22 protein-coding genes and 1 pseudogene are annotated in these 26,292 nt (G+C 43.6%); 22 read left to right on the forward strand and 1 reads right to left on the reverse strand.

Annotated elements, in window-relative coordinates; translation table 11 throughout:
• The first annotated feature begins 5 nt into the window (after window positions 1-5).
• Window positions 6-1,187, forward strand: coding sequence for a class I SAM-dependent methyltransferase (locus MFF31_RS13925; protein ID WP_248565490.1), 1,182 nt, complete (start codon window positions 6-8; stop codon window positions 1,185-1,187).
• Between the two features lie 163 nt (window positions 1,188-1,350).
• Here MFF31_RS13925 and MFF31_RS13930 read toward each other — a convergent pair whose 3' ends face one another.
• Window positions 1,351-1,587: a DUF2626 family protein gene (locus MFF31_RS13930; RefSeq protein ID WP_238188728.1), complete on the reverse strand. Its 237-nt coding sequence runs from the start codon at window positions 1,585-1,587 to the stop codon at window positions 1,351-1,353.
• A 266-nt stretch (window positions 1,588-1,853) separates the two neighbouring features.
• On the opposite strand from MFF31_RS13930, the gene MFF31_RS13935 reads away from it, so the two are divergent.
• The 21 genes and pseudogenes from MFF31_RS13935 (at window position 1,854) to murA (ending at window position 26,281) form a co-directional block, all read left to right on the forward strand.
• Window positions 1,854-2,504 carry an RsfA family transcriptional regulator gene (locus MFF31_RS13935; protein WP_238188729.1) on the forward strand — a complete coding sequence of 217 codons (651 nt, stop codon included), beginning with the start codon at window positions 1,854-1,856 and terminating at the stop codon, window positions 2,502-2,504.
• 83 nt (window positions 2,505-2,587) lie between these two features.
• Window positions 2,588-3,601 (forward strand): ketopantoate reductase family protein, encoded by a 1,014-nt coding sequence (locus MFF31_RS13940; protein WP_248565491.1) that lies wholly within the window; start codon window positions 2,588-2,590, stop codon window positions 3,599-3,601.
• A gap of 6 nt (window positions 3,602-3,607) precedes the next feature.
• Entirely contained in the window at window positions 3,608-4,006 is a 399-nt protein-coding gene (locus MFF31_RS13945; RefSeq protein ID WP_238188731.1) for a DUF3397 domain-containing protein, read from the forward strand.
• A gap of 157 nt (window positions 4,007-4,163) precedes the next feature.
• The gene (bshC, locus tag MFF31_RS13950; protein WP_238188732.1) at window positions 4,164-5,804 is read left to right on the forward strand and encodes a bacillithiol biosynthesis cysteine-adding enzyme BshC; all 1,641 of its coding nucleotides are present in this window, start codon (window positions 4,164-4,166) and stop codon (window positions 5,802-5,804) included.
• A gap of 44 nt (window positions 5,805-5,848) precedes the next feature.
• Window positions 5,849-7,114: an adenosylhomocysteinase gene (locus tag MFF31_RS13955; RefSeq protein ID WP_238188733.1), complete on the forward strand. Its 1,266-nt coding sequence runs from the start codon at window positions 5,849-5,851 to the stop codon at window positions 7,112-7,114.
• A 194-nt stretch (window positions 7,115-7,308) separates the two neighbouring features.
• Window positions 7,309-8,361 carry a serine hydrolase domain-containing protein gene (locus tag MFF31_RS13960; protein ID WP_238188734.1) on the forward strand — a complete coding sequence of 351 codons (1,053 nt, stop codon included), beginning with the start codon at window positions 7,309-7,311 and terminating at the stop codon, window positions 8,359-8,361.
• Window positions 8,362-8,387: 26 nt separating this feature from the next.
• Window positions 8,388-8,582, forward strand: a pseudogene (locus MFF31_RS13965) (adenosylhomocysteinase); the annotation flags it as partial.
• A 212-nt stretch (window positions 8,583-8,794) separates the two neighbouring features.
• Window positions 8,795-9,847, forward strand: coding sequence for a DUF4349 domain-containing protein (locus MFF31_RS13970; protein WP_238188735.1), 1,053 nt, complete (start codon window positions 8,795-8,797; stop codon window positions 9,845-9,847).
• 128 nt (window positions 9,848-9,975) lie between these two features.
• Window positions 9,976-10,413: a division/cell wall cluster transcriptional repressor MraZ gene (mraZ, locus tag MFF31_RS13975; RefSeq protein ID WP_238188736.1), complete on the forward strand. Its 438-nt coding sequence runs from the start codon at window positions 9,976-9,978 to the stop codon at window positions 10,411-10,413.
• 30 nt (window positions 10,414-10,443) lie between these two features.
• A complete protein-coding gene (rsmH, locus tag MFF31_RS13980) occupies window positions 10,444-11,394 on the forward strand; it encodes a 16S rRNA (cytosine(1402)-N(4))-methyltransferase RsmH (protein WP_238188737.1) in 951 nt (316 codons plus the stop codon).
• A gap of 14 nt (window positions 11,395-11,408) precedes the next feature.
• Window positions 11,409-11,810, forward strand: a complete 402-nt coding sequence (gene ftsL / locus MFF31_RS13985) for a cell division protein FtsL (RefSeq protein WP_238188738.1) — start codon at window positions 11,409-11,411, stop codon at window positions 11,808-11,810.
• Window positions 11,811-11,866: 56 nt separating this feature from the next.
• Window positions 11,867-14,173, forward strand: coding sequence for a penicillin-binding protein (locus MFF31_RS13990; RefSeq protein WP_248565492.1), 2,307 nt, complete (start codon window positions 11,867-11,869; stop codon window positions 14,171-14,173).
• A gap of 106 nt (window positions 14,174-14,279) precedes the next feature.
• Window positions 14,280-16,220 (forward strand): stage V sporulation protein D, encoded by a 1,941-nt coding sequence (locus MFF31_RS13995; protein ID WP_238188740.1) that lies wholly within the window; start codon window positions 14,280-14,282, stop codon window positions 16,218-16,220.
• A 76-nt stretch (window positions 16,221-16,296) separates the two neighbouring features.
• Entirely contained in the window at window positions 16,297-17,784 is a 1,488-nt protein-coding gene (locus tag MFF31_RS14000) for a UDP-N-acetylmuramoyl-L-alanyl-D-glutamate--2,6-diaminopimelate ligase (RefSeq protein ID WP_238188741.1), read from the forward strand.
• The gene (locus MFF31_RS14005; protein WP_238188742.1) at window positions 17,781-19,196 is read left to right on the forward strand and encodes a UDP-N-acetylmuramoyl-tripeptide--D-alanyl-D-alanine ligase; all 1,416 of its coding nucleotides are present in this window, start codon (window positions 17,781-17,783) and stop codon (window positions 19,194-19,196) included. Before MFF31_RS14000 ends, MFF31_RS14005 begins: the two co-directional genes overlap by 4 nt.
• Window positions 19,197-19,200: 4 nt before the next feature.
• Window positions 19,201-20,157: a phospho-N-acetylmuramoyl-pentapeptide-transferase gene (mraY, locus tag MFF31_RS14010; protein ID WP_238188743.1), complete on the forward strand. Its 957-nt coding sequence runs from the start codon at window positions 19,201-19,203 to the stop codon at window positions 20,155-20,157.
• A gap of 70 nt (window positions 20,158-20,227) precedes the next feature.
• Complete coding sequence (murD, locus tag MFF31_RS14015) at window positions 20,228-21,673, forward strand: UDP-N-acetylmuramoyl-L-alanine--D-glutamate ligase (RefSeq protein ID WP_238188744.1); 1,446 nt, start codon at window positions 20,228-20,230, stop codon at window positions 21,671-21,673.
• Between the two features lie 46 nt (window positions 21,674-21,719).
• Entirely contained in the window at window positions 21,720-22,817 is a 1,098-nt protein-coding gene (gene spoVE, locus MFF31_RS14020) for a stage V sporulation protein E (RefSeq protein ID WP_238188745.1), read from the forward strand.
• A gap of 7 nt (window positions 22,818-22,824) precedes the next feature.
• A complete protein-coding gene (gene murG, locus MFF31_RS14025; protein ID WP_238188746.1) occupies window positions 22,825-23,934 on the forward strand; it encodes an undecaprenyldiphospho-muramoylpentapeptide beta-N-acetylglucosaminyltransferase in 1,110 nt (369 codons plus the stop codon).
• A 157-nt stretch (window positions 23,935-24,091) separates the two neighbouring features.
• Window positions 24,092-24,997, forward strand: coding sequence for a UDP-N-acetylmuramate dehydrogenase (gene murB, locus MFF31_RS14030; RefSeq protein WP_238188747.1), 906 nt, complete (start codon window positions 24,092-24,094; stop codon window positions 24,995-24,997).
• A gap of 15 nt (window positions 24,998-25,012) precedes the next feature.
• Window positions 25,013-26,281 (forward strand): UDP-N-acetylglucosamine 1-carboxyvinyltransferase, encoded by a 1,269-nt coding sequence (gene murA, locus MFF31_RS14035; protein ID WP_238188748.1) that lies wholly within the window; start codon window positions 25,013-25,015, stop codon window positions 26,279-26,281.
• Window positions 26,282-26,292: the final 11 nt, after the last annotated feature.

A 26,292-nucleotide genomic window follows, 5' to 3' on the forward strand; every position in this document is an offset into this window, starting at 1 on the left:
TACAAATGGAAAAGGATGAACAACCTATGGGCACAATTCCGATTAGTCCACTTGCAAAAAAAATAGCTGAACGGATTATCAGATCAAAACATAATGGTTTGTTTAGGGATGCTAATAACGTCGCGAGTCGTGTTCCATGTATTACTTTCCATGAGTATATGGCGTTATGTCTTTATGATGCTGAGTACGGTTATTATGTTACGGGATCGATAAGGGTCGGGAAGGAAGGAGACTTTTATACGAGTTCAGCCGTCGGAGAGGTTCTTGCAGAGGTTCTTGCACGATATGCCTTCACTTTTAGTCAGGATCAAAAGGAAGTTATTACTATGGCTGAATGGGGGGCTGGAACTGGAAAGTTATTTGCTAGTATTGCATCCGCAGGTCAACGTATAGTTGATGATTGGGAAGAACGTTTTCCTCTAGTAGTCGTAGAAAATCATCCCGGACATGCCGATGCTGTTTATCAATCTTTTCAGAGGGCAGGCCTATTAAATAAACCTGTAGTTCTTTCATCCAATGGAATGTTTGAGGATGCACTGGATTGGTTTGAGCGTCCCATTTTACTAATTGCTAATGAGCTATTAGATGCATTTCCGGTTCATCGTGTTATTCAAAGGAGAGGTAAGCTTCTGGAACTTGGCGTAGCTGGGTCAGTGGAGGGCGGCTTTTTCTATACTGAAATGGAACTCACGAATCCGTCCATATGTAATTGGTTAGCGCGTGATGGCATTAGTCTTAGTGAAGGACAAATAACCGAAATATGTCCGGAAGCTCATGAATGGCTTCTCCAAATGGGGAGTCTAATTGGAGAAGGTAGACTAGTGCTTATTGATTATGGCCATGAGGCTGCGGAATATAGTGCGGAGCATCGAATGGAAGGCACAGTAATGACATATTGGAAACATAGAGCGAGTGATAGTCCATTTGAACGGCCAGGAGAGCAGGATATAACCGCCCATGTGTCATTCAGCTTTATTCGTCGATCAGCGGAAGAAGCCGGCTTCCAAGTCATTTATTACGATACTCAGAAGCAATTCCTCATTGATTATGGTGCACTCGATTTACTTCGCAATCACGATGGTAGAGATCCATTTAGTGTCGAAGTTAAGATGAATCGAGCGGTGCGCCAACTGCTTCTAAGTGATGGGATGAGCGAAACCTTTAAAGTGATGATTTTGCAAAAATAAGTTCATTCCGTACAAAAAAATATGTCAACCACTTGTGGTTGACATCTTTTTTGAAAATATAAGCCTTTTTAAGTTTGTTATCTTATAAAGGGCTTACATTTCTCTGCAAAACGATAGCTAAGCCTCAAAAATACTGCTTAGCCGTTGACGCTTGCTCGATTGTTTAAAAAGGCATGTCCATCTTGAACACTGACCAATATGTGAATCCAATAAATGAAACTGCCATATATCCCCAGAACATTAATATGTACGTTTTTTCTGAGAAATTTAAGTAGCCTAGAAATACGAATGCGACAGCTTGTGCAAAAAACAGCAATGCAAACTCTGTCATGTGGCCTGCAAAAGCCATTAATCCGATGACTAAGCAAAAGAAGCCAAGTACTCGATACATACGTGCCATGATACATCCCCCTTTACAGCTGACCCGATTTTCTAATGATCATTATAACGTTTGCAAATAACAGTGTAAACCATTTAGCGTCACGAAACCGCAATTTTTTTTACTCCATAGTGTCATGGATAGCATTAGTTTGCACAACAATCGTGCTAATCATGTATGAGGAAGTGAAAAAATGGTTATACAATTTAGTATCCAATAGATTCTATGAACTCTACCAAGAGCATAGAGATAAGTAAGCGCCTTTTACGTTAGGAGGTTTTGATTGCATGACAGCAGTTAGACAAGATGCGTGGAGTCCAGACGATGATCTTATTCTCGCCGAGGTAACACTACGTAATATTCGAGAAGGTAGTACCCAGCTAGCAGCATTTGAAGAAGTAGGCGAAAGAATTGGTCGCACGTCTGCGGCCTGTGGATTTCGCTGGAACAGCTGCGTTCGTAAACGTTATGAGGATGCTATCCAAATTTCGAAGCAGCAGCGTCAGAAACGCAATTATTTAAAGAAGCAAACCGTATCAACGACATCCCAAGTATCATCGCTTGCGACATTTGAGACCGAGGAGCGTTCTTACAAACAAGATGTTTCTGCTTTGGATGAAGGTCTCTCCGTAGACGCAGTAATTCGATTCCTGCGTGGGTGGAAAACAACCTATCAGGATATGTCTCGTCAAATCAAATTTTTCGAGAAAGAAATAAAAGACAAAAACGAGGATCTTTATCGGCTTCGTATCGAAAATGAGAGATTGACCAGAGAAGTCAATAGTGCCCAAACCGATTATCGTACGGTTAACGATGACTACAAAACATTAATACAGATTATGGATCGTGCACGTCGTTTAACCGTTTTATCAAGTGAAGAAGAGGTAAAGCCTCGCTTCAAAATGGATGCGAACGGCAATTTGGAACGAATTGAATAAATGAATGTTTGGCTTAAAGGACCTGTCGATATTATATCGGCAGGTCTTTTCATTTAAAAATAGCTAGGTGTATAATACGATGAATGACTGGATTTGGTAGAGGATGGGAGACTATCGTGCGGATTAATATTATTGGAGCCGGCTCAATTGGGCTGCTATACGGGGCGAAGCTGGGTTTGTCAGGGGCTGAAGTAACGATTTGGACTCGCACACGCGAGCAGTCTGATCTTATAAATCGTAAAGGTGTTCATTTCATTGGGCCCAATGGTGAGGTCGAGAATGTTATGTCGCTCACTAGTGAATGGTTAACGGGGGAACGAGTAATACGTGTTGATCATACTAGTTCCTCTTGGATTATATTAGCTGTCAAACAAACGGATATAAATGATGAGTTGCTCGATTTAATTCGGGAGTTGACGACGCATGCTCAAGAAGGCTCAGCTATTGTATGTATACAAAATGGGGTTGGACATTTGGAGAAGTTGGCTGATTCGGTTGTTGGAATACCAGTTTATGCTGCAGTTACGACAGCTGGTGCTAAGCGTGAAGATAAACGAACAGTTCGGTATACGGGCGATGGGCAGCTTTGGGTAAGTAATCGGGCTGAAAATTGCAGTAATTATGACTATATGGACGTAATGTCTCAAAAATTGTTTGTAGATTCCATGCAAAAGGCAGGATTTGACGTTTTTCTGTCGAATGAAATCAATAATCGAATTTTCCAGAAATTGCTGATAAACGCTATTATTAATCCGTTGACTGCTATATTTGATAGTACAAACGGAGAACTTCCCAAACATAAAAAACGGCTAAATGTTATGACTGCATTATTTAATGAAACAATAACTGTTCTTAGAGCAGCGGGAATTAGTTTGCCCGAAGACAGTTGGCTACGACTCCTCGAAGTATGTGAGAAGACAAGTGTAAACGTATCATCGATGCTAAGTGATGTCCGTGCAGGGCGTCTAACAGAAATCGATGCTATTAATGGTGCCATAGTAAGAATGGGGGAACAACATCATTTGAAAACACCGATGAATGAATCCGTTATCGCTATAATTGAAAGCTATGAACTGGACCCAAAGGAGAGGGAGTGAGCGAGTATGAATGCAATATGGAATAGTTTTGAAACGGTTTATGCTGCGCTCGCAATTATTCCCATTCTACCTTTTGCTATCGTACTATTCGGTTATGGGGCATACATCCAAAATCGAAAAAAAGCTCTTTTGATGGCAATGGATGTTTCTAATGTTTTTTTTGTATTATGCGTAGGTGCATTGTTTAACCTTGTATTTGATAATGAGTTTGGACTTTATGGTATTATATTGTTTATGCTTCTAGGAGGCGGATTGCTAGGCAATGCGCAGTTCCGTAAACGTGGAAGTGTTGACGTCAAACGGATCTTTAGAACGATTTGGCGACTTAGCTTTTTTGCAATGAGTGTACTTTATCTGTTGTTTATGATAATACTGCTGGGGAAAGTTGTTTTTTCTGTAGCCTAATCATTAGAAAGTGGAACGTCTCTACATTGTAGGAGGCGTTTTTGTTTTGACGGGCAGCTTCATCATTGTGTACAATGACTGTGGTAATACTTTTGCTGTAACAACAACTTAGATGACACATACTATAAGATTTATACAGGAGGTTTCGGGCTACGTTATGACTGCAGAATCGTATCAATTCTCAAGTGCTCAGCCTTTGACAGAAGCATATATTCATCGGACGGATTCTCGTATTGATGAACTGTTTGGATTCCATTCTGGTAATGAGAAGGATTGGGAAAAACGTTTCAATTCATTGCGTAGTAACAGTGGTAATCGGGCATCTGCGGTAGATGTTGCAAACGTGCTACGTCAATATAATGAGCGGATGAATGCGTCGGAATGTACGATGTCCTCAATATCAGCACTTGCTGAGGGTGCTCCGGTTGTGGTAGGAGGACAACAAGCAGGTTTATGGACCGGTTCTCTTCTAGTTATACATAAGGCGGTATCGATCATAGGTGCAGCTAAATCAGCAAGCGAGCAGCTAGGAGTAAAGGTCGTACCCGTATTCTGGATTGCTGGCGAGGATCATGATTGGGATGAAGCCAATCATACGTATATTATTACAGCTGATCAGGAGCTTAAAAAGTTATCGACAGCTAGGCCCGAAGGACCGCGCACCTCTGTGAGTCGAACGGTTATTTCTCCAGAAAAATGGGAGCAATTAATTGGGGAGCTTGAGCAAGCATTGCCGCATTCCGAATTCAAGCCGCAGTTACTGGAGAAGCTTGCACAGATGGCGAGGGGATCGCATTCACTATCGGATATGTTTGCACATATTCTAAGTCATCTTTTTGGTCATGAAGGATTAGTTCTGCTCGATGCTGATGATCCACTGCTTCGTGAGTTAGAGGCCCCTATGTTCCGTCGTATGCTTGAGCAGAATGATGAGCTTGAAGCTGCCTATGTATTGGCAAGTGAAGTTGTGAAGGAGCTTGGATTTTCACTGCAAGCCGAAGTTACACCTAGCAGTGCTAACCTATTCCTCTTTCATCCTGATAGAGGGGAAGAGCGGGTGCTTCTTCATAAACGTGACGGTCAGTACGGGGACCGTAAAGGGATTTCTTCATGGACGAAGGAGGAGCTCATTCAGTTAGCAAGTGAAAATCCGCAACAATTTAGCAACAATGTACTTACGCGTCCTCTCATGCAGGACTATCTATTCCCTGTATTAGCGACTGTTTTAGGTCCAGGCGAAATTGCATATTGGGCTCTAACAGGTGGAGCTTTCAAAACACTAGGTATGGAGATGCCTATCCTTGTTCCTAGAATGTCCTTTACGCTTGTTGAAGGAATTGTTGCAAAAAATATGGCGAAATACGAGCTTACTTTTGCAGATGTGATGGAGCAGTTCGATTCACGTAAAGAGGAATGGCTGAAGAAGCAAGACAATCTAGCAATTGCGAGCAAATTTGGCGCAGTAAAGACAAGTTTTGAAGAGATGTATTCACCGCTTATTGGTCTTGCTGCATCGATTCAGCAGGGACTGGCGAAGCTCGGCGACACAAATATGGCAAAAATATTGGAGCAAATCGAATATATGGAGGCTAAAACGATTGATGCTCATAACAAACAGTTTGAAGCATCAATTAGGCAGCTGGACCGTATTCAATTGTCGATTCATCCTGCCGGCAAGCCGCAGGAACGGGTCATAACGATGGTAGCATATTGGAATCGCTATGGCGAAACATGGCTTCAAAGGCTGCTTGAGACGCCTAATAGTCGAACGGGCGGCCATGAAATCGTATATTTATAGAAGGTAGTAGTTATTTCAAACAAAATCGTGGAGGGAACTTAAATATGAGTACATTGGATAAAAGCATTATTGCCGACCCAACACTTGCGCCAGAAGGTCATTTGAAAATTGATTGGGCGAGTGCACATATGCCCGTATTGAATCGAATTAAGGAGCAATTCGAGCAAGAGAAACCTTTTCAAGGATTGAAAGTAACGATCTCACTTCATTTGGAAGCAAAGACAGCTTATTTGGCGAAAGTCGTTAAAGCTGGCGGAGCCGAAGTTACGATTACAGGCAGTAACCCCCTTTCTACACAAGATGATGTTTGTGCGGCATTAGTTGAAGACGGAATTACCGTTTTTGCAAAATATAACCCTTCTGCTGCTGAGTTTAAAGCGTTGAATATGAAAGCTCTAGAGTGCAAGCCAGATCTTCTTATCGATGATGGCGGCGACTTGGTTTCGCTGCTTCATTCCGATAGCAAAGAAATGGCCGTTAACGTTCGCGGCGGCGCTGAAGAAACGACAACTGGCATAATTCGTTTGCGGGCGATGGAAAAAGACGGGACATTGAACTTCCCAATGATCGCAGTTAATGATGCTTATTGCAAATATTTGTTCGACAACCGGTATGGAACTGGTCAATCTGTATTTGATGGCATTAATCGTACAACTAACCTTGTAGTAGCAGGGAAAACGGTTGTTGTTGCCGGCTATGGCTGGTGCGGCAAAGGGGTTGCGATGCGTGCGAAGGGTCTTGGCGCTACTGTAATCGTAACGGAAATCGATGCCATCAAAGCGGTTGAAGCTTATATGGACGGATTTGCAGTTATGCCCATGATTGAAGCCGCTAAGCTCGGTGATATGTTCGTAACGGTAACAGGAAATCGTGATGTTATCCGCGGCGAGCATTACGAAGTAATGAAAAACGGAGCAATCCTTTCGAATGCGGGTCACTTTGACGTAGAAGTAAACAAAGTAGAGTTAGAGGCAATGTCCACAAGCAAACGTACTGTTCGACGCAACATCGAAGAGTACAAATTGGCAGATGGACGCAGCATCTATTTACTTGCAGAAGGAAGACTTGTAAATCTTGCTGCGGGCGATGGACACCCTGTTGAAATAATGGATATGACGTTTGCTCTTCAAGCGATGTCTTTGAAATATGTAAATGACCAGTATAAAGCAATTGGCAGTAAAGTAGTTAATGTGCCATATGAGCTGGATGAGCAAGTTGCACGTCTGAAACTTGAGTCACTCGGCTTCGGAATCGATGCACTAACGAAAGAGCAAGTTGATTACTTGGATAGCTGGGTTGAACACGAATAAGCACTACAACGCCATCATACGTATAAATAACAAATCGCCTTTTGCTGCGCCGATATCCGGCAAGTAGAGGGCGATTTTTTTATCTTTCCAGCAATTTCGTTAATAAGTGCAATAAATCGATGCAATAACACATTTAACATAAAATGAATAATATGTTAGCGTTAAAGAAAAACAATTTAAGGAGTGGGAAAGATTTGAAATTAATATATTTTCGTTCTGCAATTATCCTTATTGTTCTATTGCTTGGAGGGTGCAGTAAAACACCAACAGAAAGTGTAGAAAGTGTAGAAAGTGTAGAAAGTGTAGGAACTGTAGATCGTGCAGAGTTTGATAAGCTACATCAGCATATACAAAATGAGCTACCTCAAGTCCGAAGTGTGCTCATATCCCATCAAGACCAACTCATCTTCGAGAACTATTATGGCGATAGAAAAGAACAATCATTAAACCAAGTACGTTCAGTAACCAAAAGCATTTTGTCTGCGCTAGTAGGCATTGCCATTCATGAAGGGTTTATTAAAGATATTGAACAAAAGGTAGTAGACTTTTTCCCGGATTACATCAGTGATCAAACAGATCCTTTAGTTAAAGAAATAACGATCAAACATTTGCTAACGATGACATCTGGAATTCCATATAACTATACACAGTATATGGGGTGGGTGGATTCGGAGAATCCAATAAAAGAAGCATTAGAAAAGAAGTTAATATCTGAACCTGGAGCCCAATTCGCCTACAATGATCCTGGAAGTCATATCTTGTCAGGCATTATTACGAAAGCTACGGGCATGAATGCAAGTGACTTTGCCAAAAAACATTTGTTTGATGAATTAAGTATCGATACATATGATTGGCCAACGGATCCCCAAGGCAATAGTTTTGGGGCGGCAGAGCTTACATTAACCGCTAAAGATATGCTGAAATTCGGGCAGTTGTTTGAAAATAGAGGAGAGTGGCAAGGGAAGTCGCTTATCCCGACGTCTTGGGTAGATAGTTCAATTGAAGTTCAAGCAAAGGGTGGAGCTCCGTCAGGCAGTGAATATGGGTATTTATGGTGGGTATCTACTGCAGGTGATTATAAAAGCTTTTATGCGATGGGTTATGGTGGACAATTTATTTATATTATCCCTGAACTAAATCTAGTAACTGTTATTACGTCTAGTCTTGAAAGGCATTTCGAAGATAATAAATCGATGGTGGAACAATTTATTTTACCTTCAATTTTAAAATCAACATCACTACAATAATTCCATTCCTCTCTCTTGTGTTAACGACGTTTGCCCTCCAAGCGTTGTCATTAAAATATGTAAACGATCATTATAAAGCAATTGGGAGCAAAGTTGTTAATGTTCCATATGAGCTCGATGAGCAGGTTGCACGTTTGAAACTTGAGTCACTTGGCTTTGGCATAGATGAATTAACAAAAGAGCAAGTTGACTACTTATACAGCTGGGTAGATCAAGAATAAGCAATTAATTAATAACTTGTATAGAAATATAAAACGCCCTTTATTTAGCCGCTATCAGGCAAATAAAGGGCGTTTTATTATGATAATGAAATGAATGGAGTATCGCAAAACATAACGCAACTAATGTTGTAGCATCTAAAACATAAATGGAAACATTTACAACAATCATTTCGTCTATGAGGTTGATGTGCAGTAAAAAAGGGGGTAGTCCAATGAATAAGCCAGAAGTCAGTGCAATCCTGCCATACAGAAAAAAAGGAAAAGGGATTATGCTATCCGTCGTGTGTTTACTTATAACTGTCATTCTCACTGGTTGTTCATTAAGTGGCGACCAAGCATCTGAAGGTAAGGTGGAATTATTGAGTTCCATCTCTAATGCACCGATTGAAGAAAGATCGATAGAAACGGAATACACAGCAATGGATAGTTCTCAGAGTGTATCCGCAGAGGAAACAGCTTCAGCGCCGATCACTGGAGTAAGTGGTGGAGCAGCTGATGCAATAGCCTCTAATCTGGGGTTAGCCCAAGGGAAAATTATTTATTCAGCTAACATCGTAATGGAAGTTAAGGAACTGAAAGAAGCATCGAAAAAAATTAGAGATGCGATTCATTTAAGTGGGGGCTACATATTAGAGTTTAATGATAACCGAAATGAGGGCGAAATTGGAGCGCGTTATTCGATAAAGGTGCCTGCCCAGGGTTTTATGTCATTCGTAGATGCTATCTCCCAAATACAGAATAAGCATTTTGAGCAAAGCCTTGCAGGAAGGGATGTAACTGAGGAATACGTAGATTTAGAAGCGAGATTAAATGCAAAAAAACTAGTGGAAGAGCGGCTAGTTGTCATGATGGAGAAGGCGACTAAAGTAGATGATCTACTTAAATTTTCTACCCAATTAGGTGCGATACAGGAAGAAATTGAGGGCATCAAAGGAAAAATTCGATATTTGGACAATAATGTAGCTTACTCCACTGTTGAGCTTCGAGTAGTACAGACGGACCAGACGCTCCAGTCTGTCAAAGAAGTAAAGGAGAAGAGCTTCGGAGGTAAGTTGTCGGATACGTTATCAGGAAGCACAAAAGCTGTATTGGCGGCGATTAAGCTATTTATCGTAGTTCTCGTAGCTGCATTACCAGTTTTAGCAGTTGCGGCCATTGTATTCATTCCGATTAAATTACTAATAAAACGACGCAAATTAAGGCCGGAATCGGCTAGGAATAAGGTCCCAGAGCAACGAATAGAGCCGTTAGAAAATGATGATTAATAGGATAAAATATTTTTAAAAATCCTGCTCCCAGAGCAGGATTTTTATTTTAGGTGGCGAATTAGTGTATCTAGGTGGGGAAAAGTGGGGCAAAGTGGAGCAATTGGGTAAAGGGGTGGAGCGAATATATGTTTATGGGTGAGTATCAACATAGCATTGATGAGAAGGGTAGAATTATTATCCCTTCAAAATTTCGCGACTCGCTCGGAACGATATTTGTTGCTACCCGCGGCCTTGATAACTGTTTATTTGTATATCCCATGAGCGAATGGCGTGTTTTGGAGCAGAAGCTTAAGACATTGCCGCTAATGAAGTCGGACGCTCGTGCGTTCACTCGGTTTTTTTTCTCCGGTGCAACGGAATGCGAACTGGATAAACAGGGAAGGGTAAATATACCCAACCATTTGCGTGAATACGCCAAGCTTGATAAAGAGGTTATGGTGCTCGGTGTTTCAGGACGAGTGGAAATATGGAGTAAGCAAACATGGGATGGTTACTACGAGCAATCAGCGCAAGCATTTAACGACATTGCGGAGAAGCTCGTGGATTTCGATTTTAACTTCTAGATTGACAACAGGAATAGGGAGGACTTTAGCGTGTTTCAGCATATCACGGTTTTATTGGAGGAAGCGGTTGACGGATTGGCAATTAAGCCAGACGGTATATACGTCGATTGTACGCTTGGTGGAGCGGGGCATAGTGAATTAATTGCATCCCGTCTGGGCGCTGGGGGACGTTTGATCGCATTCGACCAGGACGACTGGGCGCTCGACAACGCACGCAAAAGACTTGCACCATATATGGATAAAGTGACTCTTGTTAAAAGCAACTTCAGATATCTTGAGCAAGAACTTCGCGGCTGCGATGTACCGTTGAAGGACGGCGTGCCGCAAGTTGATGGAATATTGTTCGATCTTGGTGTGTCCAGTCCTCAATTGGACGAAGCAGAACGTGGCTTCAGCTACAACCATGATGCTCCGCTTGACATGCGGATGGATCGAGAAGGAGATTTGACAGCCCATGAGATTGTTAATACATGGGATGAACGAGATATCGCCCGAATTTTAGATCGTTACGGTGAAGAGAAATTTGCCAGATCTATTGCTCGGAAAATTATAAAAGCGAGAGAATCAGCACCAGTCGAGAAGACAGGTGAACTCGCTGAAATTATTAAATATGCGATTCCTGCTGCAACACGGCGTACTGGCGGTCATCCAGCGAAACGTTCTTTTCAAGCACTGCGTATAGCGGTGAACGATGAGCTGGGAGCTGAAGAGGAAGCATTGGAGCAAGCAGTTAGATGTCTGGCACCCGAAGGGCGGGCGTCGGTCATCACGTTTCACTCCTTAGAGGATCGTATTTGCAAGCAGATCTTCGCGAAATATGTGGAGAAATGTACTTGCCCATCCGACTTTCCACTTTGTGTGTGTGGAAACAAAGGAATAGTGAAGCTAATTAATCGCAAGCCGATTTTGCCAAGTGAAAGAGAGCTTGAACTCAATTCTCGCGCCAGATCAGCGAAGCTTAGAGTAGCAGAAAAATTGTAAGAGGGGGATATCTAGTGGCGTACGTAAATGGTAATCTGGCGCTTCAACCGAAGCGAAAACCGCAGCAAAAGCAGGTCATTCGGGAAACAAAACGGACTTTGGTCAAGCGCAAGTCTTTGCCAGTACAGGAGAAGCTTCTTTATTTGTTCACAGTATTGATCTGCGTTGTTGTGGCCGGAATAATTATTTTTCGGTATGCACAAATCTACGATATGAATCTCCAGATCAAAAAGATGAACGCAGAATACCATGCTATGAATATCGAAGTAGAAGATCTTAAGAAGCAAGTTGAGATGTTGGGTGATCCAGAACGGATTCGAAAAATGGCTGAGCTGCAAGGGATGGTAAGCAACCTGGAAGGCGGCATTACAGTGAATAAAGGCGAGATCGATCCGAAAACAGCCATGCGTGAATAAGGTGGGATATGATGAATAAGCGGATTAAATTAAGGACGCTATTGTTTGGAGGGGTAATGACCCTCCTTTTTCTCGTTTTAATTGGAAGAATCTATTATGTTCAAGTAATAGACGGAGATAAATATTATAAATTAGCGGCAGATAGATGGTCGACAGTAGAGACAATTGCAGGAAGAAGGGGGACGATCACCGACCGGGACGGTAATGTGCTTGCAAAGGATACGACTGCTTACAACGTGTCCGTAAACCCTCAAATCATCAATGGTGCTGGGATAGTAGAGGAGGTAGTTGACGGATTAAATGAAATTTTGGACGTGCCAAAGGATCAGCTTCGCAATATTGTAACGGCCAAAAATGATAAAGGAAAGTTTTACCTGCATCGAGATATTCGCAAGGGCGGCTGGCAAATCGAAAAAGTGACAGCAGACAAAATAACTGCTTTTAAAGATGAGCTAAAAAAGAAACTCATAGCAAACAAAATAGCAGGGGATACAGGAATCTATCTCCAACCATCACTTAAACGCTACTATCCTCACAATTACTTAGCTTCTCAAGTCATTGGCTATATAAGCGAAGATAAGAAGTATATGAGTGGTATCGAAGGTTACTTCCATGAAGAGCTGAATGGCGAGGATGGATACATCCGTTATCAGAAGGATGGCAAACGTGTACAGTTATCTAACGGCGAAGTAGAATACAAAAAAGAAGAGCATGGCAATGACGTTATGCTGACTATCGACAGCGATATTCAACATTATGTTGAAGAAGCGCTGAGAGACATCGTTACGAAGTATAATCCAAAAAGTGCGACTGCGATCGCAGCAGATCCTAATACGATGGAAATTTTGGCGATGGCGAATATGCCGGAGTTTAACCCGAATGAGTATGGGAAATATGACTATGCCAATTTCTATAATCATGCAGTAGCCTCGTTGTATGAGCCGGGTTCAACGTTCAAAATCGCTACATTGGCAGCGGCTGTTGAGGAAGGGCTCTTTAAGCCTGATGAAAAGTATCAATCAGGAAGCTACAAAATTCCTGGCGATCCAAAAACAATTCGCGACCATAATAGGGTTGGTTGGGGTCAAATCGATTTCTTGGAAGGTTTGATACGTTCTAGTAACGTTGCATTCGTAAAGCTCGGCTTCGAACGTCTTGGGGCAGACAAGCTTCGAGATTATTTTACCCGCTTTGGCTTCGGGCAGAAAACGGGCATTGAGCTGGGCAACGAATCAACAGGTTCAATAAACTTCCGCTATAACAGTGAAGTTGCTACAGCTTCATTTGGTCAAGGTGTTGCCGTTACAGCGATTCAGCAGGTAGCTGCAGTAGCTGCGGTAGCTAATGGTGGGAAGTTGCTAGAACCTCATATTGTAAAAAGCTATACAGACCCGCAAAGCAATGAAACAACAGTTACTGAGCCAAAGGTTGTTCGCCAAGTTATTTCCGAAGAGACATCTCGTCTAGTTGGCAATTATTTGGAGCAAGTTGTATCTAATCAAGAGTATGGTACTGGTAGAAACGCATATATCGAAGGATATCGTATAGCAGGTAAAACGGGTACAGCCCAAAAGGTTATTAACGGTGAATATTCCAAAACAAAGTTTATGGTATCTTTTATTGGTTATGCTCCTGTAGAAAATCCGAAAATTGTATTGTATATTGCTGTCGATGAGCCAAACGACCAGTATGCGGGTGGCGGTAAAGTAGCAGCCCCGGCTTTCCGAGAAATTGTACTCAAGAGCTTGCGTAAAATGGGCGTGTCTCCTAATCTTGGACCAAACGTTGATCCTAAGACGAAGGAAGCTAAAGTTATCGTTCCAAAGTTAGTGGACCTAAAGGTAGCGCAAGCAAAAGCAGAATTAAATGCCAAAGCGATGACTTTTGAAATCGTTGGCGACGGAGGTAAAGTGCTGCAGCAAATTCCTGCTGCCGACTCTATCATTCACCCGACCCAGCGGGTATATCTCATAACAGAGCAAAGAGATAAGTTAGCTGTACCAGATTTAACAGGTGTATCTCTTCGAGATGCGATAGAGCTGACTTCATTGATTGGCGCTAAGCTTATTCCGGAGGGAAGCGGATATGTTATTTCTCAAAAGGTTGAGGAAGTTGGTAACGAACGAATCGTTCGAGTAAAGCTTTCACCACCTTTTGGATCTGAGGAATATGTAGAGCCGCCACCAGAAGAAGAAGCTGCTGGCGCAGAGGACAGCGGCGGAGAAAGTACTGGCGAAGAAAATGGTGGCACAGAAAGTACTGCTGCTGGTGATGGGAATGCAGAACAGCAGCAAGACGGTACTGATGGTGCTCAAGGTACTACAGAAATCGATCCTGGAATAAACCATAGCGGTGAGAATTAGCTTTGTGTTGATATAGCTTGTTCTATCCCCCACTTGTCCCGAATAGGCTGGGAATGAGCGTTAGCGTACGCTCCTTGCGTAGCACTAGGGCAGAGGGGGCCATGGGATGAAGGTTTCGAATGTAACAGTTAGGCGACGTCTATTCATCGTATTGATTTTGGCAGGCGTAGCTTTTATAGCGCTATGTATTCGGCTGGGTTATGTTCAGTTATGGAAGGGTGCGGAGCTCGCAGAAAAGGCCGAAAACTCTTGGAGGCGGGATATTCCTTACGTTGCTAAGCGTGGTGAGATATGGGACCGTAATGGAGTTCAATTGGCGTACAATGTGAGCTCACCAACCGTATGGGCAATACCGGTTCAAATTAAAGATCGCGAAGGATCTGCTGCCAAACTTGCAAAGTTGCTCGATATGTCAGAGGAAACGATTCTAAGTAAGCTCAAAACGAAAAAAATGATCGTTCAGCTTGGTCCCGGCGGTAGAAAGATTACACGAGAAAAAGCTGAAGAAATTCAAGGGCTTAATCTACCCGGAATAGTCATTGCGGAAGACAATAAGAGGCATTACCCTTATGGCAGTTTAGCTGCACATTTGCTTGGTTTTACTGGTATAGATAATCAAGGGTTAACCGGTGTTGAGGCGAAATATAATGAGATGCTTACCGGTATTAAAGGCAACGTATCTTTTTTATCAGATGCTGCGGGTCGTCAAATGCCGAACTCATCTGACACCTACGTTTCGCCGAAGGAAGGCTTGACCCTCCAGTTGACGTTGGACCAAGGGGTACAGACTATTATGGAGCGAGAGCTGGATCAGGCTATGACTTCCTTGCAAGCAGACAGTATCATTGCTATTGCGATGGATCCTAGGAGCGGTGCGATACTAGGTATGGCAAGTCGTCCAACATACGAGCCGGACAAATATAGAGAAGTACCTTCTGAAGTTTATAATCGTAATTTACCGATTTGGATGACATACGAGCCAGGATCAACGTTCAAGATCATTACACTGGCTGCAGCACTTGAAGAGAACAAGGTTGATTTAAAGAACGAGCGATTTTTTGATCCGGGAGCTATTGAAGTAGCGGGAGCGCGACTGCGTTGTTGGAAAAAAGGAGGCCACGGCAGCCAAACCTTTTTGGAAGTTGTTGAAAATTCTTGCAATCCAGGCTTCGTTACATTAGGCAGTCGACTAGGTAAAGAAACGTTGTTTAAGTATATTAAAAACTTTGGCTTCGGTAGGAAGACTGGTATTGATATCGGAGGCGAAGAAAACGGCATCCTATTCAAATTAAGTCAAGTAGGTCCAGTAGAATTAGCTACGACCGCATTCGGCCAAGGCGTTTCAGTTACACCTATTCAGCAAATAACAGCCGTTTCAGCAGCTATTAATGGGGGTACTCTTTATAAGCCTCATGTTGCCAAAGCGTTGATTAACCGAGAAACCGGTGAAACGGTACAAACGATTGAGCCAGAAGTTGTACGGACTGTTATTTCTGAAGAGACATCTAAAGAAGTGCGTGAAGCACTTGAAAGTGTTGTTGCAAAAGGAACAGGGCGCAATGCTTTCATAGACGGTTATCGAGTCGGCGGCAAGACAGGGACTGCTCAGAAGGTTATTAACGGTCGTTATTCCCCGAATGAGCATATTGTCTCGTTTATCGGATTTGCACCAGCTGATGATCCTCAAATTGTTATTTATGTTGCAGTAGACAATCCTCAAGGGATTCAATTTGGAGGTGTAGTTGCCGCTCCAATTGTACGCAATATTATGGAAGATGCTTTAACTGTACTAGAAGTACCTGCACGTGAGAAGCAGATTGACCGTGTTTATAAATATGGAGATACTCCGATTGTTGAGGTTCCCAATATTATTGGGAAGAGTGTTTCTGAACTTTATGAGGATCTTAATATGAATTTTAATTTGTCCTCAGCTGGTTCTGGCCAATATGTAATCCGTCAGGCGCCTGCAGCAGGTACTCGAGTTGATCGAGGCTCGACAATCCGAATATACCTCGGAGATGAAGAGGATGTATCCCACTCCCACTAACTTTACTAGCATTAACGCGATTGCTCTGGGCGGCATATAGTATCCCGTTAGAGTTATCGAGGGAGGCTAGAGTGGGATGCGTCTAAACGATCTTACGGAATTAATTATTACTGCGCGTCTAGTTGGGGATGGAAAAACCGTTTTTACAGGTATAGAGAATGACTCTCGATTTGTAAAGTCAGGACAATTATTTTTGTGCGTATCAGGATTGACGGTTGATGGTCATGCTTATGCCGGAGAAGCAGTTCGAAGAGGTGCTGTAGCTGTCGTTACTGAGAAGAGGCTGGAACTGAATGTTCCGCAACTAATTGTCTCAGACAGCAGATTAGCTACAGCTGTTATTGCAGCTTATGTGTATGCTTATCCTAGTGAGAGGGTAAGACTTATCGGTGTAACAGGTACGAATGGAAAGACGACGACGACCTACTTAATCGAAAAAATATTGAATGATCAACATTTGGCAACTGGGGTCATCGGTACGATTGAATGGCGCTACGCCGATAAGTCTTACCCTATGAAAGGAACGACACCAGATGCGAATGAGTTGCAGCGACAACTCGGTGTGATGCGAGATTCGGGCATACAATATTGCGCAATGGAAGTATCGTCCCATGCACTAGAGCAGGGCAGAGTAAAGGGTTGTCGTTTTCGAACGGCAATTTTCACCAATTTAACACAGGATCATCTCGATTATCACGGTACGATGGAACAATATGCGGATGCTAAGGGGTTATTTTTCTCCAGACTTGGCAATGCTTACTCGCAATCAAACAATGAACGTTCATATGCCGTTCTGAATGCAGATGATCCGGTATCAAGTCGATTCAGAATGCTTACTTCAGCAGAAGTGGTTACATTCGGAGTAGAAAATGCGGCCGATGTTCGTGCTTCACAAATTCGGATTTCTCCACAAGGGACCTCTTTTCAAGTGAGCACCTTCCGCGGAGATACGAATATGAACCTAAAGCTTGCAGGAAAATTTAATGTTTATAATGCACTAGCGGCTATTGCTGCGGCGCTTATCGAAGGCATTGAGCTATCCGATATACGAAGATCGCTAGAATCGATCCCTGGAGTGCCTGGTCGAGTGGAAAATGTATCTGAAGGGCAAGATTACGCAGTAATTGTAGACTATGCTCATACGCCTGACGGGTTGGAAAATGTATTAAGAGCCGTTAAGGAAATGACAGAAAAGCGAATTATTTGTGTTTTTGGTTGCGGCGGTGATCGAGATCGTACAAAACGGCCTATTATGGGACGAATCGCAGCAGAAGCTGCGAACTATATTATTGTGACCTCTGATAACCCGAGAACAGAGGATGCTGAAGGGATCATTTTGGACATTGAGGCGGGGTTAAAAGAGGCAAAAGTTGACCCCGAACGATATGCACTCATTCCCGATCGAAAGGCAGCTATTCAAAAAGCGGTTGAAATGGCAAGCCAAGGCGATGTAGTATTGATTGCGGGGAAAGGTCATGAAACCTACCAGCTAATCGGAGGAGAAGTTTATCCTTTCGATGATCGAATAGTAGCAAAAGAAGCGATAAGGGGATTATTACAGTGATTAAACGTTCAGTAAGTCAAATAGCAGCCATGTGCGGCGCAAAATTAAAAGGAGGCCATCCAGAACAAATATTGTGCGGTGTTACAACCGACTCGAGAAGTTCTGGTGGTGGAGATTTGTTCGTACCTCTCGTTGGCGAAAGGTTCGATGGTCACGACTTTGCAGAGCAAGCAGCTGCTAGCGGTGCCAAAGCGATGTTATGGCAGAAGGATAAAGAAATTCCGTCTACCTTAACTGATGTCTCATTTCTGCTAGTGAGAGATACGCTTGTTGCACTTCAACGACTAGCCTCCACCTACCGGAGTGAGCTGATGGTTCGAGTTGTCGGCATAACAGGAAGCAATGGAAAAACGACAACAAAGGATATGGCTGCTGCATTGCTCAGTACGCAATATCGTGTACTAAAGACAGAAGGCAATTTAAATAATCATATTGGGTTGCCCCTCACTCTATTAAAGATGGATGAGGAGACGGAAGTAGCGGTCATTGAAATGGGAATGAGCGGATTTGGAGAAATTGAAGAGTTAACAAAAATTGCTCAACCTGATGCGGCAATCATTACGAATGTTGGAGACGCCCACCTGTTGCAGCTAGGTTCAAGAGCGGGCATAGCAAAGGCTAAGCTTGAAATAGTTTCTGGACTTGGGGAAAATGGAATACTGCTTTATAACGGTGATGAGCCATTGCTCGCAGAAGGTCTACAGTCATTGGAAATTCCAGATACGACGACACTGCGAACATTTGGATTGCAACTTGAAAATGAATGGTCAGCAAACAATATATCACTTGAACCATTTGGGAGTAAGTTCATAGCTCTTTATAAAGAAGTTCCTAGCGGACTTGGTGAAGTTCATATTCCAACGCCAGGTCGTCATAATATAAGCAATGCGCTTGCAGCGATAGCTGTAGCTAGATACTTCGGTGTTGGGCCTTCCAACATAGCAAGAGGATTTAGCGAACTTAAATTGACTGGCATGAGAATTGAACCATCTCGTGCTTTCAACCAAGCTATTATACTTAATGATGCATACAATGCGAACCCAACAGCTACGCGCGCAGCCATTGATCTGGTTGCAGGTCTTGAAGGATTTGGACGCAGATGGATCGTGCTTGGAGATATGCTTGAGCTTGGTCCGGAAGAAGAGCAGCTTCATCGTGGAATTGGCGAATATATTACAAAAGACAAGGCAGAAGCGGTACTTACTTTTGGGCCATTGTCACATCATACAGCGGATGGTGCGAGATTGAGTTTTGGAAAAGCAGGTCATGAAGAGCTGATTCGCCATTTTGACGATAAAGATTCGCTGGCAGAATGGTTGAAAGAGCGACTGCAACCGGAAGATATTGTACTGGTGAAGGGCTCCCGTGGCATGCGCATGGAGCAGGTTGTCCAAGCTTTGGAGAAGGGGTGAGGAAATGGACATGATGGTCATATTATTTTCAATTGGTACTTCTTTTCTGTTAGCTGCGCTGCTCGGACCATTATTCATTCCTTTACTTCGTCGTCTGAAGTTCGGTCAGCAGATTCGTACTGAAGGGCCTCAAAGCCATTTGAAGAAAAGTGGTACACCGACAATGGGCGGAATTATTATTATGATCGCCATGATGATAGCCTTTATAAGATTCTCCGACAAAACAGGAGAGTTTTGGGTGCTTCTTACTGCATCGCTCGGTTTTGGTTTGGTAGGTTTTCTCGATGATTATATCAAAATTGTATTTAAAAGATCGCTTGGGTTAACGGCTAAGCAAAAACTATTCGGTCAACTTCTATTTTCTATTATCGTGTGTGCATTATTATATAATATGAATCATAGTACAGAAATTGTAGTTCCAGGTACGAGCTTTGGCTTTGATCTTGGATGGTTTTATTATCCACTGGTCGTTATTATTATGTTCGCAGCTAGCAATTCTGTTAATTTCACCGATGGATTGGATGGTCTTCTTGCTGGTACAAGTGCCATTGCATTCGGTGCGTTTACGATCGTTGCACTACAAACATTTTCGCATGAATCAGCCATATTTTCGGCTGCAATGGTTGGTGCGGTGTTAGGTTTTCTTATCTATAATGCTCATCCAGCCAAAGTGTTTATGGGTGATATGGGATCGCTTGGTATTGGTGGAGGAATTGCGGCAGTAGCGATTTTAACGAAAACAGAACTATTGCTTATCATTATCGGTGGCGTATTTGTTATCGAGATGTTGTCGGTTATTTTGCAAGTAGCGTCCTTTAAGCTTAGAGGTAAGCGTATTTTCAAGATGAGTCCGATTCACCATCATTTTGAACTAGTTGGTTGGTCAGAGTGGAAGGTTGTTACTGTCTTTTGGTCAGTTGGACTTCTTCTTGCTGCGCTAGGTTTATTATTTGTCATATAAATATATACTCACATTAGGGCGGTTCTCGCTAAGAGAGCCGCTTCATGTATCCATAGAAAGGGATGTCGTTATGAATCATCCATCAACCTACAAAAATAAGCGTGTCGTCGTTCTTGGGCTTGCGAGAAGCGGCGTAAGTGTAGCTAAGCTGTTTCATAAGCTTGGTGCTAATGTTATCGTTAATGACAAAAAAGATCGTGAATCATGTCCCGAAGCGGAAGAATTGACTGCTTTGGGCATTTCTGTGCTATGCGGTTACCATCCGGAAGATCTGATTAATGACGAAACTGTTTTATTAGTCAAAAATCCGGGTATTCCGTATACAGCACCCCCTGTTCAGCAGGCGTTAGACAAGGGAGTAGAAATTGTTACAGAGGTGGAAGCGGCATACTGGCTTTCTCCTACTCCTATCATTGGAATTACTGGCTCGAATGGAAAGACCACAACAACTACACTTATTGGAAAGCTGCTCGAAGCATCCGGTATGAAACCGATCGTTGCGGGCAATATTGGTCTGCCGCTTAGTGACGCTGTATATGATGTTGATAAAGATGGATGGATCGTTGCTGAACTTAGCAGCTTTCAATTGAAAGGAACTACTGCTTTCCGTCCGCATATTGCTCTATTGCTTAATCTTGCAGAAACACATCTTGATTACCATGGCGGAATGGAAGATTACGTAGCGTCAAAAGTGAAGCTGTTCGCTAATCAAACAAGTGAAGATACTGCGGTGCTCAATTGGGATGATCCAGTATGCCGCTTACTATCCCCGAAGCTAAAGGCGAAGCAGCTGCCATTTTCACTTTATGAGAGAATTGAGGCAGGCGTTTATATCGAGCCGCCATATATTCGTGAACAAGCAGATGAGAAGGCTTCTGACGTAGTTGCTCGTCGCTCTATCGTTTATCGCAGTGCGAATAATGATGGCGGAGACGAGATCACTATTATGGCAGTTGATAATCTAGGCATACCAGGACGTCATAACGCAGCTAACGCGCTTGCGGCTATAGCGGCTTGTATAGCGGCGGGAGCTTCACCTGAGGGCCTTGTCAAGCCGCTGGAGCTGTTTAAAGGTGTTGAACATCGCCTTGAATATGTGTGCGAACGAGAGGGCGTTCACTATTATAACGATTCTAAAGCAACGAACGCTACAGCATCTACGATGTCGATCCGATCATTGAAGGGTCCAATTGTGCTTGTAGCAGGAGGATTAGATCGAGGTTCTGATTATATGGAGCTGCTTCCTGTGTTCCGTGAGCTTAAGGCGCTTGTCACTCTTGGCGAAACGAAAGATAAGCTAGCACATGTTGCGGAGCTGGCAGGTTTATCAAAGGTGCAAGTAGTGAACGCTGAGAAGGACGCCGAGAGCACCCTTCAGCAAGCAGTCAAGCAAGCTGCCGCAATTGCAGAGCCTGGAGACATCGTATTGCTGTCACCTGCATGTGCAAGTTGGGATATGTTTGCATCTTACGAGCAAAGAGGGAGCATTTTTAAACAATCGGCGCATACCTTGTAAGTAGGGGGCCTGTCCCTACTTACCCATACTAAGAGGTGTGTTTGCTATGGCAAAAGCGCGATCTGCCCCAGACATTTGGTTAATAACTGCAATAGGGCTAATTCTTGCAATAGGTCTCGTAATGGTATACAGCGCGAGTGCTGTTCTTGCTTTTCATGAATTTGGTGATCGTTTCTACTTTGTGAAACGACAGCTTTTGTTTGCCGGACTAGGGATAGGTGCGTTAATATTTACGATGAACGCTCATTATTCGATTTGGAAAAAGTGGGCGCCAGCAGCGTTAATTGTGTGCTTTGGCTTGCTTGTCATAGTTCTTATTCCGGGGATTGGCGTCGTACGCGGTGGAGCGCGCAGTTGGTTGGGTATTAGCTCTTTCGGCATCCAACCTTCAGAGTTTATGAAGCTGGCGATGATTATTTTTTTATCAAAATGGTTGTCCGAGAAGCAATCTACAATAACGCAGTTTAGAAAAGGACTCATGCCGCCATTAGGTTTTGTAGGTCTTGCATTCGGCATCATTATGCTTCAGCCTGATTTAGGCACTGGTGCCGTCATGATGGGTGCTTCGCTTATTCTTATTTTTACTGCTGGTGCTAGAATAGCGCATCTTGGCGGCTTGGCACTTGTCGGCGTTGTCGGGTTTGTTGGACTAATATTAGCCGCACCGTATCGATTAGCGAGAATTACATCCTTTCTTGATCCGTGGGCTGACCCTCTAGGGGGAGGCTATCAAATTATTCAGTCCTTGTTCGCAATCGGGCCAGGAGGTTTAGTTGGTCTTGGTCTTGGTATGAGCAGGCAAAAGTATAGTTATTTGCCGGAGCCGCAGACGGACTTTATTTTCTCTATTTTGGCAGAGGAACTGGGCTTTATTGGGGGTGTCGCATTAATATTGTTATTTCTGATCGTCGTATGGCGCGGAATACGCGCAGCGATCGGTGCCCCAGATACGTTTGGAAGTCTGCTCGCAGTTGGCATTACTAGTATTATTGGCGTACAAGTAATGATTAATATCGGTGTTGTGATCGGTATGATGCCTGTTACAGGTATTACACTGCCACTGGTCAGCTACGGCGGTTCTTCACTAACGCTCCTGCTTACAGCACTGGGCATTCTACTTAATATATCCCGTTATTCGAGGTGAGATTTATATGCGTATCGTGTTGACTGGAGGAGGAACGGGCGGCCATATTTATCCGGCTGTCGCCGTTGGCAAACATATGTTGCAGAACGATCCGGACACGAAGCTTTTATATATTGGCACAGCCAAAGGGCTAGAAAGTAAAGTTGTTCCCGAACAAGGAATTGACTTTGAGTCTATAGAGATTACAGGTTTCCGGAGAAAGTTATCGTTCGAAAATGTAAAAACGGTGGTGCGTTTCCTTAAAGGTGTTCAACGTTCCAAAGAAATATTGCGTTCATTCAAGCCAGATGTCGTTGTTGGTACAGGTGGCTATGTATGTGGACCGGTCGTTTACGCTGCGGCTAAACTTGGTATACCTACATTTATTCATGAACAAAATGCAATTCCGGGATTAACTAATCAATTTTTATCCCGTTACGCTGATCATATTGGAGTAAGCTTTCAAGAATCGAAGTCCCATTTCCCAAAGGCGAAAAAAACGTCATTCACAGGTAACCCCTGTGCAACAAATGTACTTAGAGGGATCGCTGGCATGGGGCTGCAATCGTTAGGGCTGCCACTGGATACTCGCCTTGTGTTAATTGTTGGAGGAAGCCGTGGTGCAAGAGCGCTTAATGAAGCTGTCATTGAGATGGCACCTAGCTTAAATACGTTAAGCGGCGCACACGTAGTTTTTGTTACGGGCGATATTTATTACAAGTCAACTGTAGAACGATTACATGTCGTTACATCTTCATATAACAGCAATCTTACATTAGTTCCTTATTTACACAATATGGCGGATGTTCTGAGGGATTCGACACTCGTTATCGGTCGTTCAGGCGCTTCCTCATTGGCAGAAATTACGGCATTAGGACTCCCATCGATATTGATTCCATCACCCAATGTGACAAATAATCATCAGGAGGCTAATGCACGCAGTCTAGAGGCAGCTGGAGCCGCGGAAATTGTATTAGAACGGGAGCTTAGCGGGGATAAGCTTCTGCACAGAATAGAGAGCTTATTGAGTGATGAGGAAAGAATGAAAGTAATGTCTCGAGCCTCTGGAACACTCGCTGTCCCGGACTCTGCCGCATTAATTGCAGAACAGTTGAAGCAATTGAAGAGCTTGAGGTAAAGTGGCAGCGCTAAGTAGGCGATTGTCACACAACGAATTGTCAAGGCATAGAATACTTTATATTCGTGACCGTCACCTGCGGGAGCGGGATATCACAATTTATAGGCTTTGAGCCTCAGCGAATGGCACTTACCGCAGATTGAAGGAGGTAGTCGCAATGAATACATTTATAGCGGAATTGGAGCAAGCAAATGTGGGCGAGCTTTTTTACAATGAACCGCTGTCTAAACACACAACATGGAAAATTGGCGGACCTGCCGATCTATTAATCCTTCCAAAGGGAAAAGAAGAGCTAATAACGATTGTGAAGCTGCTGCATAAACATGGGCTCGGTTGGACGAATTTGGGCCGTGGGTCGAATATGCTGGTCAGCGACAAAGGCGTTCGCGGTGTTGTGATTAAACCGGCCAATGGTTTCGATTACTTGCGTTTCGAAGGAACGACCGCAATTGCGGGTGCGTCCTACTCATTTATAAAGCTATCAGTATTGACGGGTAAACAAGGGCTGTCAGGTTTGGAATTCGCGGGGGGAATTCCGGGGACAGTTGGCGGAGCCGTCTATATGAACGCTGGAGCGCATGGATCGGATGTGTCACGTGTTTTTAAGTATGCTGACATTGTACTGGAGACAGGGGAATTGGTTCGATATGTTCGGGAAAATATGCGCTTTTCATACCGACACACCGTTCTACATGAATTAAAGGGTTTCGTATTAGAAGCAGCCTTTGAGCTTGAAGAAGGTGATCGGATAGAGATCGCATCTGCACTTGCCTCTCACAAAGAGCGGAGACTAAGAACTCAGCCCTTGCAATTGCCTTGCGCTGGAAGCGTCTTTCGTAATCCGTCCGGCGATTTCGCTGCTAGACTCATCCAAGAGGCAGAACTGAAAGGGTTCCAAATTGGAGGAGCGCAAGTATCTGAACTACACGCCAATTTTATTGTAAACACCGGGAATGCGACAGCTAGAGACGTTCTCGCCTTAATGTCCCATATCCAGAGCACTGTGGAGCAACGCTTCGGCGTTAGTCTAGTGCCAGAGGTATTAGTGGTAGGCGAGCGGTAATTCGGAGGTGATACATTGGACAAATTGGTTATTGAAGGCGGGAAACCCCTCTCAGGAACCATAGTTATCCAAGGAGCGAAAAATGCCGCCTTACCGATATTGGCTGCCAGTTTGCTGGCTGAAGGTACGATAACGATTGATTCCGTACCTCATTTGCTTGATATCGACGTCATGCTGAACATTTTGCGCGAACTAGGATGCCGTGCCGAACATACGGGAGATACTGTGGTGCTTGATACAACAACTCTACACACATCCCATGTGCCGGAAACTTTGATGAAACAGATGCGTTCTTCCATCTTCTTGATGGGTCCGCTTCTCTCGCGATTTGGCGAAACTCAGGTTTACCTGCCTGGTGGATGTGCGATCGGTGAACGGAAAATTGATCTGCATCTAGAGGGCTTGCAAGCACTTGGAGCTGATATTGAAGAGATTGGTAATCGCATTATTTGCCGTGCCGATAAGCTGCAAGGTGCAGATATCCATCTCAGCTTCCCAAGTGTAGGTGCAACGGAAAATATAATGATGGCTGCAGTTCTTGCTGAAGGGCGAACGACGCTTAGCAATGCTGCACGCGAGCCTGAAATTCAAGATTTACAACGTTTCTTAAACGCAATGGGCGCCAAAATTATGGGAGCAGGTACGGATACCATTACGATTGAAGGCGTTGCTAAATTAACACCTTGCAGATATAAGGTCATTCCAGATCGAATTGTTACAGGAACGATAATGGTTGCGGCAGCTGCTACACGCGGTGTAGTCACGCTCCAGCAAGCGCAGCCTACTCACTTATCCTCTCTTATACATGTTCTACGCCGCGCAGGTGTTCAAATTATCGTCGACGGTGATATAATAAAAGTTGGTAGTGCAACTAGACCAAAGGCAGTAGAGCGCATCGTTACTTCACCATATCCTGCCTTCCCAACGGACTTACAATCGCAGGTGATGGTTCTATTAGCACTTGCAGATGGAGTTAGTATTTTGAAGGAAACGATATTCGAAGGTCGACTCAAGCATGTGGATGAGTTATCAAGAATGGGCGCTGATATTCGCGTCGATCTTAATGCAGCTTTCATAAGAGGGGTCCCGCGTCTATATGGAGCTACTGTAGAAGCAACTGACTTACGTGCTGGCGCAGCACTTGTTATAGCTGGCTTAGCCGCCCAGGGTAGAACGGTTGTTGAGCAAGTGCATCATATTGATCGCGGCTACGACAGAATTGAGACGATGCTTTCTAGATTAGGGGCTCGCATTTCACGGTATTCACCAGTGCCTAATAATTAACTATATGCGCG

It is taken from the genome of Paenibacillus sp. L3-i20, from assembly GCF_022180385.2.
Lineage (GTDB): Bacteria > Bacillota > Bacilli > Paenibacillales > Paenibacillaceae > Pristimantibacillus.